This is a genomic window from Bradyrhizobium sp. AC87j1 (genome assembly GCF_002936975.1).
In the GTDB taxonomy this organism is placed as follows: domain Bacteria; phylum Pseudomonadota; class Alphaproteobacteria; order Rhizobiales; family Xanthobacteraceae; genus Bradyrhizobium; species Bradyrhizobium shewense.
The window spans coordinates 18652-34099 of record NZ_PTFE01000022.1; the positions used below are offsets into that span (position 1 = coordinate 18652).

At 65.4% G+C, this 15448-nt stretch carries 15 protein-coding genes; 4 read left to right on the forward strand and 11 right to left on the reverse strand.

Annotated features, from left to right (window positions below):
- Window positions 1-56 precede the first annotated feature (56 nt).
- The 11 genes from CV770_RS14070 to CV770_RS42580 form a co-directional block, all read right to left on the reverse strand.
- Window positions 57-1634 (reverse strand): Do family serine endopeptidase, encoded by a 1578-nt coding sequence (locus CV770_RS14070; protein ID WP_038970595.1) that lies wholly within the window; start codon window positions 1632-1634, stop codon window positions 57-59.
- Window positions 1635-1855: 221 nt separating this feature from the next.
- Window positions 1856-3199, reverse strand: coding sequence for a methyl-accepting chemotaxis protein (locus CV770_RS14075; RefSeq protein WP_104462765.1), 1344 nt, complete (start codon window positions 3197-3199; stop codon window positions 1856-1858).
- Window positions 3200-3303: 104 nt separating this feature from the next.
- Window positions 3304-3786 carry a cytochrome c-type biogenesis protein gene (locus tag CV770_RS14080; RefSeq protein WP_028143010.1) on the reverse strand — a complete coding sequence of 161 codons (483 nt, stop codon included), beginning with the start codon at window positions 3784-3786 and terminating at the stop codon, window positions 3304-3306.
- Between the two features lie 4 nt (window positions 3787-3790).
- Window positions 3791-5773 (reverse strand): heme lyase CcmF/NrfE family subunit, encoded by a 1983-nt coding sequence (locus CV770_RS14085; protein WP_104462766.1) that lies wholly within the window; start codon window positions 5771-5773, stop codon window positions 3791-3793.
- A complete protein-coding gene (gene ccmE / locus CV770_RS14090) occupies window positions 5770-6297 on the reverse strand; it encodes a cytochrome c maturation protein CcmE (protein WP_091953087.1) in 528 nt (175 codons plus the stop codon). The genes CV770_RS14085 and ccmE overlap by 4 nt, the downstream gene beginning before the upstream one ends.
- Before the next feature lie 37 nt (window positions 6298-6334).
- Window positions 6335-7444 (reverse strand): c-type cytochrome biogenesis protein CcmI, encoded by a 1110-nt coding sequence (ccmI, locus tag CV770_RS14095; protein WP_104462807.1) that lies wholly within the window; start codon window positions 7442-7444, stop codon window positions 6335-6337.
- 131 nt (window positions 7445-7575) lie between these two features.
- Window positions 7576-7845, reverse strand: coding sequence for a hypothetical protein (locus CV770_RS14100; RefSeq protein ID WP_091953090.1), 270 nt, complete (start codon window positions 7843-7845; stop codon window positions 7576-7578).
- Between the two features lie 100 nt (window positions 7846-7945).
- Window positions 7946-9346, reverse strand: coding sequence for a hypothetical protein (locus CV770_RS14105; RefSeq protein WP_104462767.1), 1401 nt, complete (start codon window positions 9344-9346; stop codon window positions 7946-7948).
- A gap of 161 nt (window positions 9347-9507) precedes the next feature.
- Window positions 9508-10884, reverse strand: a complete 1377-nt coding sequence (locus CV770_RS14110; protein ID WP_104462768.1) for an ATP-binding protein — start codon at window positions 10882-10884, stop codon at window positions 9508-9510.
- 94 nt (window positions 10885-10978) lie between these two features.
- Window positions 10979-11644, reverse strand: a complete 666-nt coding sequence (locus tag CV770_RS14115) for a response regulator transcription factor (protein ID WP_018315821.1) — start codon at window positions 11642-11644, stop codon at window positions 10979-10981.
- Window positions 11645-11874: 230 nt separating this feature from the next.
- Entirely contained in the window at window positions 11875-12030 is a 156-nt protein-coding gene (locus tag CV770_RS42580) for a hypothetical protein (protein WP_018315820.1), read from the reverse strand.
- Between the two features lie 237 nt (window positions 12031-12267).
- Between CV770_RS42580 and ku the strand changes: the two genes are divergently transcribed.
- The 4 genes from ku (at window position 12268) to CV770_RS14135 (ending at window position 15345) form a co-directional block, all read left to right on the forward strand.
- Window positions 12268-13263, forward strand: a complete 996-nt coding sequence (ku, locus tag CV770_RS14120) for a non-homologous end joining protein Ku (RefSeq protein ID WP_104462769.1) — start codon at window positions 12268-12270, stop codon at window positions 13261-13263.
- A gap of 57 nt (window positions 13264-13320) precedes the next feature.
- On the forward strand, window positions 13321-13557 hold the full coding sequence (locus CV770_RS14125; protein ID WP_104462770.1) for a hypothetical protein: 237 nt from the start codon (window positions 13321-13323) through the stop codon (window positions 13555-13557).
- Between the two features lie 289 nt (window positions 13558-13846).
- On the forward strand, window positions 13847-14011 hold the full coding sequence (locus tag CV770_RS14130; protein WP_091953103.1) for a Flp family type IVb pilin: 165 nt from the start codon (window positions 13847-13849) through the stop codon (window positions 14009-14011).
- A gap of 920 nt (window positions 14012-14931) precedes the next feature.
- On the forward strand, window positions 14932-15345 hold the full coding sequence (locus CV770_RS14135) for a hypothetical protein (RefSeq protein ID WP_104462771.1): 414 nt from the start codon (window positions 14932-14934) through the stop codon (window positions 15343-15345).
- Window positions 15346-15448 lie beyond the last annotated feature (103 nt).

Genomic DNA, 15448 nt, shown 5'->3' on the forward strand with positions numbered 1-15448 from the left:
TCGGCGGGGGCGACTGATGCCGGCGACACCCTTCATCTTGTAGGCCTCCTGAAGCCTCAGCCCTTGGCGAGGGGCACCGCGACGAAGCGCGACTGGCCGCCGCTCTTCACGCGCATCAGGACGCTGTTCTTGTTGTCGGTCCGCGCCATGTTGATGGCGTCGCGGACTTCGCCGGCGGTGGCCACGCTCTTGCCGCCGACTTCGAGAATCACGTCGCCTTCCTTGAAGCCACGCTCGGCCGCGGCGCTCTTCGGATCGACCTCGGTGACCACGACGCCTTCCTTGCCGGCGCCGGCCACCGAATTGGCGGGAGCAACGGTCATGCCGAGCTTGGGCACGTCGGTGCCCTTGCTCGCACCCTTGCCGCTGTCATTGTCGTTGTCGGCCTTGGCCTCGACCGTGTTCGGCAGCTGGCCGAGCGTCATGTTCACGACCTTGTCCTGCCCCTTGTGCAGCACGTTGAGCTTCACGGTCGCGCCGGGCGCCATGCCGCCGATGGTGCGGGCAAGCTCGCGGGCGTCCTTGACGGACTCGCCGTTGACCGCGGTGATCACGTCACCGGACTCGATGCCGGCCTTCGCGGCCGGACCGTTGGCCTGAGGTTCCGCCACCAGCGCGCCTTCAGCCTTCTTCATGCCGAGGCTGTCGGCGATGTCGGAGGTGACAGGCTGAATCTGCACGCCGATCCAGCCGCGGCTGACCGAGCCCTTGTCCTTGAGCTGGGCGACCACGCTTTTCACGGTGCTCGCGGGAATCGAGAACGCGATGCCGACGCTGCCGCCGGAGGGCGAGTAGATCGCGGTGTTGACGCCCATCACCTCGCCGTTGGTGTCGAAAGCGGGACCGCCGGAATTGCCCTTGTTCACGGGCGCGTCGATCTGGATGAAATCGTCATACGGACCGTTGCCGATGTCGCGGCCGCTCGCCGAGACGATGCCGGCGGTCACGGTGCCGCCTAGACCGAAGGGATTGCCGACCGCGAGCACCCAGTCGCCGATGCGCGGCTTGGCGTCGGCGAGCTTGGCGAACGGGAAGTTCGAGCTGCCCTCGACCTTGATCAAAGCGAGGTCGGTGCGCTGGTCGGTGCCGATCACCTTGGCGGTGTAGGTCTTGCCGTCGTCGGTGGTGACCTCGACCTTGTCGGCGCCGTCGACCACGTGGTTGTTGGTCACGGCAAAGCCGTCAGCCGAGATGAAGAAGCCCGAGCCCTGACCCTGCACGACGCGGCCACGGCCACCCTTCAGGCCGGGGAAACCATCCGGACCGCCGAAGCGGCGGAAGAAGCGCTCCATCGGCGAGCCCGGCTGGAACGGCGAGGACGAATCATCGCCATCATCGTTGCTCGCGGTCTTCTCCTTGATGTTGACCTTCACCGAGATCACCGACGGCTTCACACGCTCGACGATGTCGGCGAAACCGACCGGGCGTTCGACCTTGCGGACCTCGTTGTTGACCTGCGCATGCGCCGGGCTCGAGAACAGATCGGCCGGCGAGGTCGAGGGGCTGAAGCCATAGACGGCCGCGCCGAGACCGGCGACGACAGAGGCCATCAGCGCGAACTTGCGCGCGGAAAACACCGACCGGCGCGGCTGCCGGTAGGACGGAAGGTTCGAGAGGTCGGGACGGTCGGTCATGCGGAGATCTCCAGGGCCTTGAAATCCATTTGGTGCCCGATGGCGGCACCTTACGGTCCTGAAGATGGGGACTCCCGCCTTACCGTGCGCTGGCGGCGGGGTTAAACTTTTGTAATGAAGGCGCGGGTTTGATGCGGCAGTTTAGCGCAGACCGAAAATTGTGGCCTCACAGGAACTTAAGCGAGTTCCCGTGATGGCGTCGCAAGCGCGTTTTGGCGCGCTCAGCTTGCCCTGACGCTGACGATGAACTCGTCGACCTCACGCTTCAAGGTCGCGGCCTGCTGCGACAGGTCGACCGCGGAATCCCGCGCCTCGGCGGCCATGCGGCCGGTCTGCGCGGAGGTCGAGGTGATCTGGACGATATGGTTGGAGACGTCGAGGGTTCCGTGCGCGGCGTTCTGGGCGCTGCGCGTGATCTCCTGCGTGGCGTTGCGCTGCTGGGCGGTATCGACTTCGATGCCGGACATGATGGACGAGATCTCCGACAGCGTCTTGGAAATGCCGTCGATCGCGCCGCGCGTCTCCGCGGTGATGCCCTGAATGCTGGCGACATGAGAGGTGATCTCCTCCGTCGCCTTGCTGGTCTGATGCGCCAGATTCTTCACCTCGGAGGCGACCACCGCAAACCCCTTGCCGGCCTCCCCTGCCCGCGCCGCCTCGATGGTGGCGTTCAACGCCAGCAGATTGGTCTGCGATGCGATCGCCTGCACGAGCTGCACGACCTCGCCGATCTTGTCGGCGGCATCCGACAGCGTGTGGATGGTGTCGCGGCTCTTCTCCGCCTGGGACGCCGCGCCCTCGGCGCGCTGGGTCGCGTCGGTGACGCGGCGGCTGATCGTGCCGATCGAGTTCGTCATCTCCTCGGCAGAACCGGCGACCGTCTGCACGCTGGCGCTGGCCTGGCTCGCGGCGCTCGCGACCGCATTGGCCTTGGTGCTGGTGTCGTTGGCGGTCCGCGACAGCGTCTCGGCGTTGCTCTTCAGGTGCACGGCCGATGAGGCCACGCTGTCGACGACGCTCGCGACGAGTTCGTTGAAGCGCTTGATCCGGTCGTCCAGGAATTTCGATCGCTCGGCCTGGTGCTGGGCTTCGCGCAGCTGCTGCTCGGTGAGGTGGTGTCGCTCGAGCCCATTGGTCTTGAAGACCTCCAGCGCACCGGCGAGCAGGCCGATCTCGTTGGTGCGGCCGAGCCCCGGAACCGATGTCTGGAATTTCTGGTCGGCGACCTCGCGCATGGCATGCACGATCGCGGCCAGCGGACTGAGGATGCCGTTGCGCACGGCGAACCAGGTGGTGAGGCAGATTGCGACGGCGACGACGGCGATCACGCCGCAGGCCATCAGAAAATAGGAGAACGCGGTCTGCGCCTGCTGGTAGATCTGCATGGCATGGTCGCGCGCGGGGCCGCTCAGCGCGGCGAAGTCCGCCGACAGGCTGGTGATCTCGTTGTTGAGATAGAGCACCGCGATGAAGCCGGTGCCGCCGCCGATGCCCAGCAGAAACAATAATGCAGCGACGACGGCGCCGACCAGGAAGCGGATCGTGAGATTGCTGTTCGCGAACATCGGGGACTCAAAGGCTGGAATCGAATCTTGCGACAAGCTTCCAGACAAAGGTCAACAGAGCATGAAACAAGCTGCGCCAAGCGGCCTAAGTATCATTACGTAGGCTAGGACGACTTCGCATCATCGGACATCAACGCGGCGAGCCGCGCCTGTTCGTCCGCAGTGAGCGGCGGAGCAGGTACGTCTGCACCACTCCGCGAGCGACGCCGGATTTGCAGCCACAGTGCCAGGCCACCGCCGATCAGAAGCAGCGGCCCGAGCAGCCACAGCAGCAAGGTCTGACGTTCGAAGCGTGGTTTCAGCAGCACGAACTCGCCATAGCGCGCGACCAGGAAGTCGAGCACCTGCGAGTTGCTGTCGCCGGCGCCGATGCGCTCGCGCACCAGGAGCCGCAGGTCGCGCGCCAGCGGCGCATCGGAATCGTCGATCGACTGGTTCTGGCAGACCATGCAGCGCAGCTCCCGCGACAGCTCGCGCGCGCGAGCTTCCTTGGCGGGATCCGGCATGATCTCGTCGGGCTGCACGGCGTGGGCCGCAGGCAAGGCTAGCAGCATCAGCAAGACGAACGCGGCCATCATCCGGCGCATCGGATCACTCCGCCGGCTGGAGGCGCTGTTTCGCCCGCGCCGGCTTTGGCGCGCCGACCCGCAGACGCCGGTCGGACAGCGACAGCACGCCGCCGAACGCCATCAGCACCGGCCCCCACCAGATCATGAGCACCATCGGCTTGTAATAGATACGCACGGCGATGGCGCCCTCGGCATTGGCCTCGCCGAGCGAAATATAGAGCTGGCTCGCGCCGCGCGTCAGCAGCGCGGCCTCGGTGGTCGAGGAGCCGCGGGTGGTGAAGCTGCGCTTGGAGGGCGTCATGACGCCGAGCGGCTTGCCATCGAGGCTGACGTTGAACTCGGCGATCATCTCGCGGTAGTTCGGGCCCTGACGCTGCAGCAATCCGTCGAGCTTCACGTCGAAGCCGGCGATGTGGGCGACGTCGTTCTGCTTCATGGTCGCGATATATTCGCTGTTCCAGGTGGTTTCGCAGACGATCCCGATCAGCGCGACGCCGAGGCCGGCATGCGCGAACGCCGTGCCCCAGGCCGAGCGCGGCATGCCGCGCGCCCGGTGCAGCACCGTTGCGAACGGCAGCCGCACGAGGCCGGTCCGCTCGACGATGTCGGTGACCGCGCCGCCGATGACGAAGATGCCAAGCCCGATCGCGAGCGGCGCCAGCGTGCTGCCCCCGCTCGCCCAGCCCCAGGCGATGGCGACGGCGACGAGCCCGGCGACGCCCGCCGCGAGCAGGCGCTGCGTCACGCCGAGCAGATCGCCGCGCTTCCACGCCAGCATCGGCCCGAACGGCACGGCAAGCAGCAACAGCGTAAACAGCGGCGCGAAGGTGAGGTTGTAGAAGGGCGCACCGACCGACATCTTGAAGTCGGCGAGCATTTCCATCGCGAGCGGATAGAGCGTGCCGAACAGCACGACAGCGCAAGCAACCGTGAGCAGCAGGTTGTTCAGCACCAGCGCCCCCTCGCGCGAGATCGGCGCGAACAGGCCGCCCTGCTTCAACGAGGTGGCGCGGCCCGCGAACAGGGACAGGCTGCCGCCGATGAACAGGCAGAGGATCAGCAGAATGAACACGCCGCGGGTGGGATCGGTGGCGAAGGCGTGCACCGAGGTGATGACGCCCGAGCGCACCAGGAAAGTGCCGAGCAGCGACAGCGAGAAGGTCAGGATCGACAACAGGATGGTCCAAACCTTCAGCGCGTTCCGCTTCTCCATCACCAGGGCGGAATGGAGCAGCGCGGTGCCGGAGAGCCACGGCATCAGCGAGGCGTTCTCGACCGGATCCCAGAACCACCAGCCGCCCCAGCCGAGCTCGTAATAGGCCCAGTACGAGCCCATAGCGATGCCGAGCGTCAGGAAGATCCAGGCGACCAGCGTCCACGGCCGCACCCAGCGCGCCCAGGCCGCGTCGATCCGCCCCTCCATCAGCGCCGCGATCGCGAAGGAGAACGAGATCGAGAAGCCGACATAGCCGAGATAGAGCATCGGCGGATGCACGGCGAGGCCGATGTCCTGGAGCACCGGATTGAGATCGCGGCCCTCGATCGGCGGGCTCGCGATACGCAGGAACGGGTTCGACGTCACGAGGATGAACAGATAGAAGGCGCTGGCGACCCAGGCCTGCACGGCAAGCACGTGCGCGCGCAGCGACAGCGGCAGATTGTTGCCGAACGCTGCGACCAGCCCGCCGAACAACGCCAGGATCGACACCCACAACAGCATCGAGCCTTCATGGTTTCCCCACACGCCGGTGATCTTGTAGAGCAGCGGCTTCATCGAGTGGGAGTTCTCGTAGACGTTGGCGACCGAGAAGTCCGAATTCACGTGCAGCATCACGAGAGCTACGAACGAGGCACCGACGAACAGCAGCTGCGCCAGCGCCGTGGAGCGCGCCACATTCATCAGCGCGACATCGTTCAGGCGTGCGCCGATCAGGGGCACAATTGACTGGATCAGTGCGAGCCCAAGCGCCAGCACCAGCGCGTAATGTCCGGATTCTGCGATCACCGCATTGCTCCCTGCGGATTGCCCTGCGCGGTCGTCGCCGCGGGCGTGCCCGCGTCGGACGTCTTGCCGCTGTCAGAAGGCTTGCCGCCGTAATCGTCCTTCCAATGCCCCTGCTTCTTCAGGGCATCGGCGACATCCTTGGGCATGTAGGTCTCGTCGTGCTTGGCAAGCACCGTATCGGCCTTGAACACGCCATGGGCGTCGAGCGCGCCCTCGGCGACGACGCCCTGCCCCTCGCGGAACAGATCGGGCAGGATGCCCTTGTAGGCCACCGGCAGCTTGGCATTGCCGTCGGCAACCTCGAAGGTCACCGCGAGATTGTCGCCGCGCTGGAGCGAGCCAGGCTGCACCAGCCCGCCGAGGCGAAACCGCTTGCCCGGCTCGACGTGCTTCTCGGCGACCATGGTCGGCGTCGAGAAGAACACGATGGAGTCGCGAAGTGCGTTGAGCACCAGCGCGGCCGCGAGCGCGAGCACGGCGAGCGAACCGCCGATGATGGTCATACGTCGCTGCTTGCGCGTCATGGCGTATCCGTTCTCCGCGTCTCTTGTCCCGACATCGTCATCCGCCGAGCCCGAGAGTCATGAGGCCTTCATTAAGTTGGCGCAGCCGCTCGGCGTCGCTGGCAACCGCCTGCCGGGCATCGGCCGATGCCCCCATGGCCTTGTCCCGCTCGCCCATCACGAGATAGGCGCGCACCAGGCGCAGCCATCCATCGACGTCGTCGCCGTTCTGCTTCAACCGGGTGGCCAGACGATCGACCATGCCGCGCACCATCGCGTTGCGATCGCCTTCGGCCATATCCTTGGACGCAGCAATCGTCTCGTCCGACAGCGCCGGCATCGTTCCGCCACCGACCCGCACCAGCGAGGACTGCACCAGGGCACGCCACGGCGCATCCGCGGGCGCTTTCGCAAGCAGCGCGCGCCAGATCGTGGCTGCATCGTTCTTGCGGCCGTCCTGCTCGGCGGCAAGGCCCAGGAAGTAGTTCGCCTTGGGATCGTCCGCGTTCAGGGCCTGCGCACGCTCGAACTCCGCCTTGGCCTCGACGGTCACCACACCGCCGGCCGCAGCCGAGATCGCTTCGCCGAGATCGGACCGGCGCTCCGCGCTCTCGCCATTATAGGTGAGCGAGTTGCGATAGGCGCGCACCGCATCGTCGAAACGGCCAAGCCGCTCCAACACCGGCGCGAGCACGTTCCAGCCGCGCCCGTCGGTAGGATTCTTCTCCAGATGCTGCTGGACCTGCACGACGAGATTCTCGAGCGACTGCGCCACGCCGGACCCGGATCCCCGCTCGCGCTGCGCCAGGGGAAAGTCCTGAAGCCGGGGCGAGCCGAGTGGCATGTAAATGCCAATCGCAACGAGCGGCAGGCCCGCGAGCGCCAGCACGGCCGCCGCGCGGCGCCATTTGAGATTCGACTTCGGCGCCATGGCGGGCTCGCTGGCGGCCGCAGCGAGCAGCCTGCGGCTGATCTCGACGCGCGCAGCCTCGGCGTCCGGCGCAGGAATCAAGCCTGCGGCGAGATCACGCTCGATCTCGGCCAGCTGGTCCTTGTAAACCGCGACCTCGCTGCCCTGGTCTTGCGCGCGTCCATTGCGGCCAAGCGGCCAGAGCACGGCGAAAATCGCCGCGACCGTCATCAGCGCGAACACGAACCATAGCGTCATCTGGCAAGCTTCCGGCAGCGCACGAACCGCGCCCATAGGTGGCTTTACACCACGGCCGGACGATGCGGCAATTGACAATTGTCAATTTGACGCGACCGCGTGCGGTCTCGAAACGGTGAAAATCCAACGGCTTAGCCGATATCGAAGTCCGTGCTTTGCGCGGCGTCCTCACCGTGCCCGTTGAAGGCCCTCAGGAAGTATGTTCCCGGCTTGATCGCATCGGGCAATCTGATGCGCAGCGCCCCGACCGGAACCGGGGATGCAACCCTCGTGATTGTCTCCGACAGTTGCCGACCGCTTGCCTTCTCGACCAGCACCACTTTGGCGCCGACCATCAGTCTTTGATACTTGGCAACAATGATGCGGTTCTCAATTTCGATGGAGCTGATAACGGGTTTCATGCGCCCACAAATAGAAGTTCCCCGGACTTGCACGGGGACCGTACGCAGCACCACCGGGACCGTCAACCACAAATTGTGATCACGAAAATATGCGCTTAGGCTAGCTTGCGCGCGACGATTTGCGCTCGCCGGTTGCTGCGTTCTCCGCGGCCCGGCTCATCAACGAGGCGTAATCATCGCCAAACAGCACCTGGCAGAAGCGAATCGCGGCCTGCACCTGCTGCTGCCGATAGATGCGCACCTTGTGATCGGCGGCGCGCAGCGACTGCACCAATTGCTCGGTCGAGCGTTCGACATATTGCTGAAGGTCGGAATAGGTGCGCAGCGTCACCTCGTTGATCGCAAGCTCGCTCGCATAATTGCGGCAGGTCGCGACGAAATCGATCAGCGCCGCCGTTTCCTCCACCTCGGTGCTGTCGATCCGCGCCCCCGGCGGAATGTCTTTCTCGGGGCGCTGGCGCAGGATGCGGCGAACGCGGCCGGGAACGCTGTCGATCTCGGATTGCAGCGCATTGGAGATGTCGGCCCGGATCGAGGTCAATTGCTTGCCCCAGGCGGAATCGTTGCGCAGGTCGAGCTCGGTGCGCAGGCCGCGCACGCCGTCGTGCAACGCCTTGAGGTTGCCGGCAACGTTGTCGAAATGGCCGCGCTTGATGTCCATGCGCAGGGTAGCGGCAACACAGGACAGGTCGTGCAGCGCGATCGTGACGGCAACGCCGTAAGGCGTCGCCGCGACGCGGATCTCGTCGTCGGACGCGGCAATCTTGATGGCGAGGCGGATGATCTGCCACGGGGCAGTCATCCGCTGCACCACGATCGACAGCGCGAAGGGCAGCATCTGCGGCGTCTGCAGGACCGGAATGTTGAGAGCCGACGTCACCGAGGCGATCTGGGGATCGCCGAAGGCGCGCAGAGTGCGCGGCAGCTTCTCGTTCAAGCCGGTGATGGCCTCCCGGACCTGAAGCACCGCTCCGATCGCGTAAAGGTCCTCGATCACGTTGGGCGCGCCGACCCGGGCCAGCGCGCGCGATTTGTCGCCGCCGCCGGGACCGGTCAGCTCGAAAATGGCATCCGCAGCCACCCCCTGGAGCTTCTGCGCGAGGGCCTCGACCTGCCCCGCACTATCGGGGGGCATCCGCGCCAGCGCGGCCTCGAACTCGTTCACCTTTTCCGGTGCGCCGTCGCGGCCGAGCCATTGCCAGATCGGCTGAAGCGAGGTGCGGCGGATCTGGCCGACCCGTAGCGGGACGCCGGCCTCGATCAGGAACGGTTCCAGCGCCTGGAACAACAGTCGCGACAGATCGTCCGTACGCGGCGGCGGGGCCTCATCAGCTTCGGACTTGCGGACGATCTTGCGCAGCTGCTCGAGCACCAGGGTCGCAACGGCCGTGTCCTGGCCGCGCTCGAGAGCGCGCTCGAACTCCCGCATCAGCAGCGCCTGCGCCTGCGGCGGGAGCTGCGCGAGATATTCCCTCAGCCGCTCGATCGATGTCTGGCTCATGCGCCCGGGTAATGCACGGTAAAATGGCGGACATGGGATGGGTCCGGCGCGATCATAGGGGGCCCCCACTTAAGAAGCCGTTTAGGACGTCGGAGCGAATCCCGCCGGTTTGCTGCGGCCGGGCGTCCAGCGAGGACGAATAACTTCGTCGGAACAATGGATTAAACGCCCGGAAGAACCAGTTCGGCGCGCAGGCCGCCGGTCGGCGCACCACTGAGCGAGAGGCTGCCGCCATAAAGCGCGGCGAGATCGACCACGATCGACAGGCCCAGTCCCGAGCCGGGCTTGGACTCGTCGAGCCGCTGGCCGCGCCGCGAGACCTGCGCACGCTCGGCTTCCGACAGGCCGCGGCCGTCGTCATCGACGATGATCCGCAGCCGTGGGCCCACCCCGGCCTGGTGCGGCGGCTCCACCAGGACCTCGATGAAGACGCGCGAGGCCGCCCATTTGCAGGCATTGTCGACGAGATTGCCGACCATCTCCTCCAGATCCTGCCGCTCGCCGCGAAATTTTGCCGACGGATCGGCCTTGGCTTCGACGACGATGGCACGGTCGCGATGGATCTTCTCCATGGTCCGCCGCAATGCCTCGATGGCCGGCGCCACCTCCGTCACGGTCGCGACCACCGAGACCCGCGCCGCGATGCGCGCACGCTCCAGGTGATGAGCGACCTGGTCGCGCATCACATCCGCCTGCTCCATCACCTTGGCCGCGAAGGGATCGGTGATGTGGGCGCCGGCCTCGTTGACGATGACCGAGAGCGGCGTCTTGATCGCATGGGCGAGATTGCCGACATGGGTGCGCGCGCGCTCGACGATCTCGCGATTGGCATCGATCAGCGCGTTGGTCTCGCGTGCCAGCGGCGCGATCTCGACCGGGAATTCGCCCTCCAGCCGCTCCGCCCGCCCGGAGCGGATGTCGGCGATCGATTCCGAGATGCGCTTGAGCGGTGCGAGGCCGAAGCGGACCTGGAACACCGTCGTCAGCAGCAGCACGATGCCGAGCGCGGTGAAGGTGCCGCCGAGATAGTAGTCGAAACTGCGCGTCTCGTCGAAAATCTCGGTATCGTCGCCGGCGACGCTGACGAGGAATTTGCCGTCGGCGCCGAGATCGACGGGACGCTCGACCATGCGCAGATTCTGCCCCTCGGGCCCGTCGACATAGGCCAGCCGGATGCCGGCGGCGGTGAGTTCGGTGCCCTGCTCTTCCAGCTTCGGCAGCTTCTTGTCCCAGAGCGAGCGCGAGGAGCGCACCTCTGGCTTTTCGGTGTCGGTCCGCGTGATCTGCCAGTACCAGCCCGACAGCGGCAGCTCGAACAGCGGCTCACCGAGCGACTGGAACTGGCGGTCGGGCGGCTCATCGGGGGTCGCGACCTCGGCGATGAGGGTGCGGAGATAGAGATTGAGCCGGCGGTCGAAGGCGCGCTCGGTGGCGTTCTTGTAGACCGACGACAGCACCACGCCGGTGATGGCCAGGATCACCACGAGCCAGGCGGTCGCCGACAGGAACAGGCGGGTCGCAAGCGAACTAGCGGCCATCGGAATGATCCGGGAAGGCGCAGGGTGGCGGGCGTCAGAACTCATGTCCCGGACCAAGGCCCCTGTCAGGCTGCCCGTCAAGCCCCGGAACGCGTCAGGCGGCCGGCGGGGTCAGGAGATAGCCGAGGCCGCGGACGGTCTGGATGATGTCGACGTCGAGCTTCTTGCGGATGCGGCCGACGAACACCTCGATCGTATTCGAGTCGCGGTCGAAATCCTGGTCGTAGAGGTGCTCGACCAGCTCGGTGCGCGAGACGACGCGCCCGGAATGGTGCATCAGGTAGGCCAGAAGCCGATATTCGTGCGAGGTCATCTTGACGGGATTGCCTGACACGCTGACGCGGCCGGTCCTGGTGTCGAGCGTGACCGGGCCGCAGCTGAGCTCGCTCTGGGCATGGCCGGTCGAGCGGCGCAGCAGCGCGCGGATGCGCGCCAGCACCTCCTCCAAATGGAACGGCTTTGCGACATAGTCGTCGGCACCGGCATCGAAGCCCTGCACCTTGTCGCTCCAGCGGTCGCGCGCGGTGAGGATCAGGACCGGCATGGTGCGGCCGTTGCGGCGCCAGGCCTCCAGCACCGAGATGCCGTCCTTCTTCGGCAGGCCGATGTCGAGCACGACGGCATCATACGGCTCGTTATCGCCGAGATAGTGCCCCTCCTCTCCGTCGAAGGCGCGATCGACGACATAGCCGGCGTCGGTCAACGCCTTGGTGAGCTGGCGATTGAGATCGGGGTCGTCCTCAACAACGAGCAGGCGCACGCTTCTCTCCAGACATAGGCCGCATCAACACCGCACCAGATGAGCAATTCCGGCGTGAACTGAATATGAACGCGGGGAACCGGGCGCGTTACTTTTTGGTCATATACGATAGGTCAGCAGCCCATGCGACTGCGCCCGCCATGCGACCGGACGAGCCGGCAACATGGCGGGCGCAGTGTGCCGCGTCCCGCGGCAGGTCGGAAGGTCCGCCCTTCCCGTGAATTCGGCGGTCAGGTCCGGAAGAACACGAACCAGATGACGGCGAGGATCAGGATCGCAAGCCCGGTCGAGATGGCGAGCAATGCGGCAACTGACGGCCCAGGTTCGCCCTGGCGCGCCTCGGTTGGTGTTTCGACGATCTGACGCTGCTCTCGCGTGGTTGCCATGATGCCCTCAATCTCTGCGTGTCGCCTCCGATGACCGCGACCTCCTCGCAGCCGTGTATGCGGAGCCAACGCCCGATCCGATATGATGTTCCGGCTTTTGCCACCCGATCGGGACAGCAACCCCACGCCCTACGGCCGGTTAACGCAGTTGGAAGATTCAACGCCCGGCCTTGCTATGATTCGCTGTTTCCCGATGGTATCCTCGTAAGTCTGTCCTTGTTGCGTTTGGAGTAGCCCATGGCCCCCCGCGCCAATTGGAAGGGTTTTCTGCGTTTGTCGCTCGTGACCTGCCCGGTCGCGCTCTATCCGGCCACTTCGGATACCGAGAAGGTCTCCTTCAACCAGATCAACCGCAAGACCGGCCACCGGATCAAGTATCTCAAGGTCGACGCCGAGACCGGCGACGAGGTGACCTCCGAGGACATCGTCAAGGGCTACAAGGTCGACACCGACACCTATATCGAGGTCACCAAGGACGAGCTCGACGACATCGCGCTGGACTCGACCCACACGATCGATATCGACGAGTTCGTGCCGAAGGCCGACATCGACAACCGCTATCTGATCCGCCCCTATTATCTCGTGCCCGACGGCAAGGTCGGCCACGACGCCTATGCGGTGATCCGCGAGACCATCCGCAGCATGGACAAGGTCGCGATCGGCCGCGTGGTGCTGACCAACCGCGAGCACATCATCGCGCTCGAGCCGCTCGAAAGCGGGCTGATGGGCACGCTGCTGCGCTATCCCTATGAGGTCCGTAGCGAGACCGAATATTTCGACGAGATCCAGGACGTGAAGCTGACCAGGGACATGCTCGACCTCGCCAAGCACATCGTCGAGAAGAAGTCCGGCGCATTCGAGCCCGAGCTGTTCGAGGACCATTACGAGACCGCGCTGATCGATCTCATCAACAAGAAGCGCAGCGGCGCCCCGATCACCGCCAAGGCCGCGCCGAAGAGCGGCGGCAACATCATCAACCTGATGGACGCGCTGAAGAAGAGCATCGCGAACGAGAAGGACGCCGCGCCTGCGGCGAAGGTCGCCAAGGAGACCGCGAAAGCCAAGAAGCCGAAGAAGCGCGTCGCGGGCCAGCGCGAGATGCTGCTGCCGATCGCCGGCAAAGGCGGCAAGGACGCCGCTGCGAAGACGGCGACCAGAGAAGCGACCAGGGAAACTTCGAAGAAGGCCGACAAGCCGGTGCGCGCCCCTGCTCGGGCGAAGAAGGCCGGCTAGCCGCATCCCCCCGCGATTGCAGCGTGATGCCACCCCTCGCCGATCAGGCGGCCTGACATGCCCTGGTCGACGGCGTTCGACGATCCCGTTCGCGTCAGCGACAAGCGCCAGTTGCTGACGCTTCAGGAGGCGGCCGATTACATCATGCGGCTGCCCGAGGACGTCCAGCACGAGCCGCGCTGGCAGACCGCCATCGAGACCTTGATCAATGCGGCCGAGACGGGCGGCGGCTGGATGATGTTCGCCCGCATCGCCATGTTGCGGGCGCTGAAGGCGGACGACCGGCGCGGATGAGCGCCATGGTGTCCTCGCCGGCCCGTTGATAAACAGGCTCAACAATCGGTTAAGCGGCCGCACGATCGCGCCCTGACGGGCGCTGCGCCCGCGCAGCCCGGCGGAGCCCTGCCGGTATGAATCCATTTGGACGGATCGATAGAACCTTAATTTAATGAATGCCGTCGTATGAGCAGGGGCGCGTTCGCCGGGGCTTAATTCTTTTGGCGCGCATGAATACTTATTCGATCCTTTTGCAAGTCCGATAACGACGCGACCACACGTTGGATCGGATGAACGGGAGTTGGCAATGCGTCTGCTCAGGTCGTTCCTCGCCGATGAGAACGGCGCAACCGCGATCGAGTACTGCCTGATCGCCGCCGGCGTTGCGCTCGCGATCGTGACCATCGTGAACAACACGGGCGGCGCGCTCCTCAACAACAAGTTCAACTCGATCAGCTCGGCGATCAAGTAACGGCCGGGGCTGAACGAACCAGGCCGACATCGGCGATATCGCCGCCGCATTCCCTCCCCCTTCGCATTATCTCCGGACCGGCGCGCTTGCCATGACGAGCTTCGCTCGCAATGACGGAGTGTGGAGAGATGACGTCGCTCTACCGACTTGCATTTCATCTGCCGACACACCTTCGCGTTCTCGCGGCGTGTCTTGCCCGAGCTTTGCTGTCTTCTTCCGCCCCTTAAAAGCAAGGGCGCAGGGAAGGCCGGGCGCCGGCTGGCACCCGAAGTCCCGCGTGTGCTAGAGAACGCGCACGGGGTGGACGACAGGTGATGCCGGTCGCCCGGCCTTCCCTGCGCGATGGTTTTCACGGTGTCCTTCGTGCTCTCCCCGGGGAGCGATGCACTATTGCCCCCGTCGCCTTGCAGATGGCTGATGCACGCGCCCGGTCGGGCCGCCACATCACCGCAAGCCTTGACGCACAGACCCCGGGCGTCAGGACCATACGACTTCTCCGTCCGCGCACATCCTCGCTGGGTTCTCCACGGCTGGCGTGCGCTCGCCGTCGAGGCCATTCGAAGACGCTGTCAGCGCCGTGTCGTATCGCGCCTGCCGCTGCTCACGGGATCTCCGCCCTGCAACTAACATGACGCGCCGACGCCGTCGCGGCCACCGCATCCCGACCCGCGTCCCGTGACGATCGCGAAACGCCCCTTGTAGCGGGCGGGATGTTTCGGCTTGTACGGCAAAGCAGAATTTCTGTAAATACGAATATTTTTGCCCCCGTCATGGACCTACCGCTGGTGTGTTTTGCCCGTCGGGCAACACAAGCGATCGTAGCGCTTTGACCGTCATATGAGTCCTGATAGTCTTCGGCACGGCGTGGGCTCGGCGAGCCATGCCGTCAATCGATGGACCGGAGCGGGTGAAGGATGCGGATGAGAAGCGTGACGCTCTTGGCACTCAGCCTCTTGCTTGCCGGCGTCTTCTCGCATGACAGCGCGAGAGGACAGAGTTCGGCCGCGCCGCCGGTTTCGCTTGCTCCGCCCAATGCCCAGCCGCCACGCGCCAACGCTGGGAATGCCACGCCCAAACGCGGGCCGGCTTTGCCACCCGTGACCGGCGGGCCTCCGCCGGCGCCGAATCCGGCCGCCGACTATGACGGCTTCAGCGTGGGCACCGCGGACGACAACGACACCTCAAGTCGGGCGGCGCGGCCGGTGAGGTCACGCGCGGCCAAGGGATCCAAGGTCGATCGCGATACGAACGGCCCCGCGGAGCCGTCCGCGATCATCGACCAGGAAGATGAGGCGTTGAAGCGCAAGCTGATGATCTGTCAGAACTGCAAGTAGGACGGAGCTTCCCGTATCCCGGACTGCGCTTCGCTCCATCCGGGCTATGGCAGCGCGCTGCATAGCTGACCTACCGCCTCCTTCGCGTCCCGCACTTTACCCT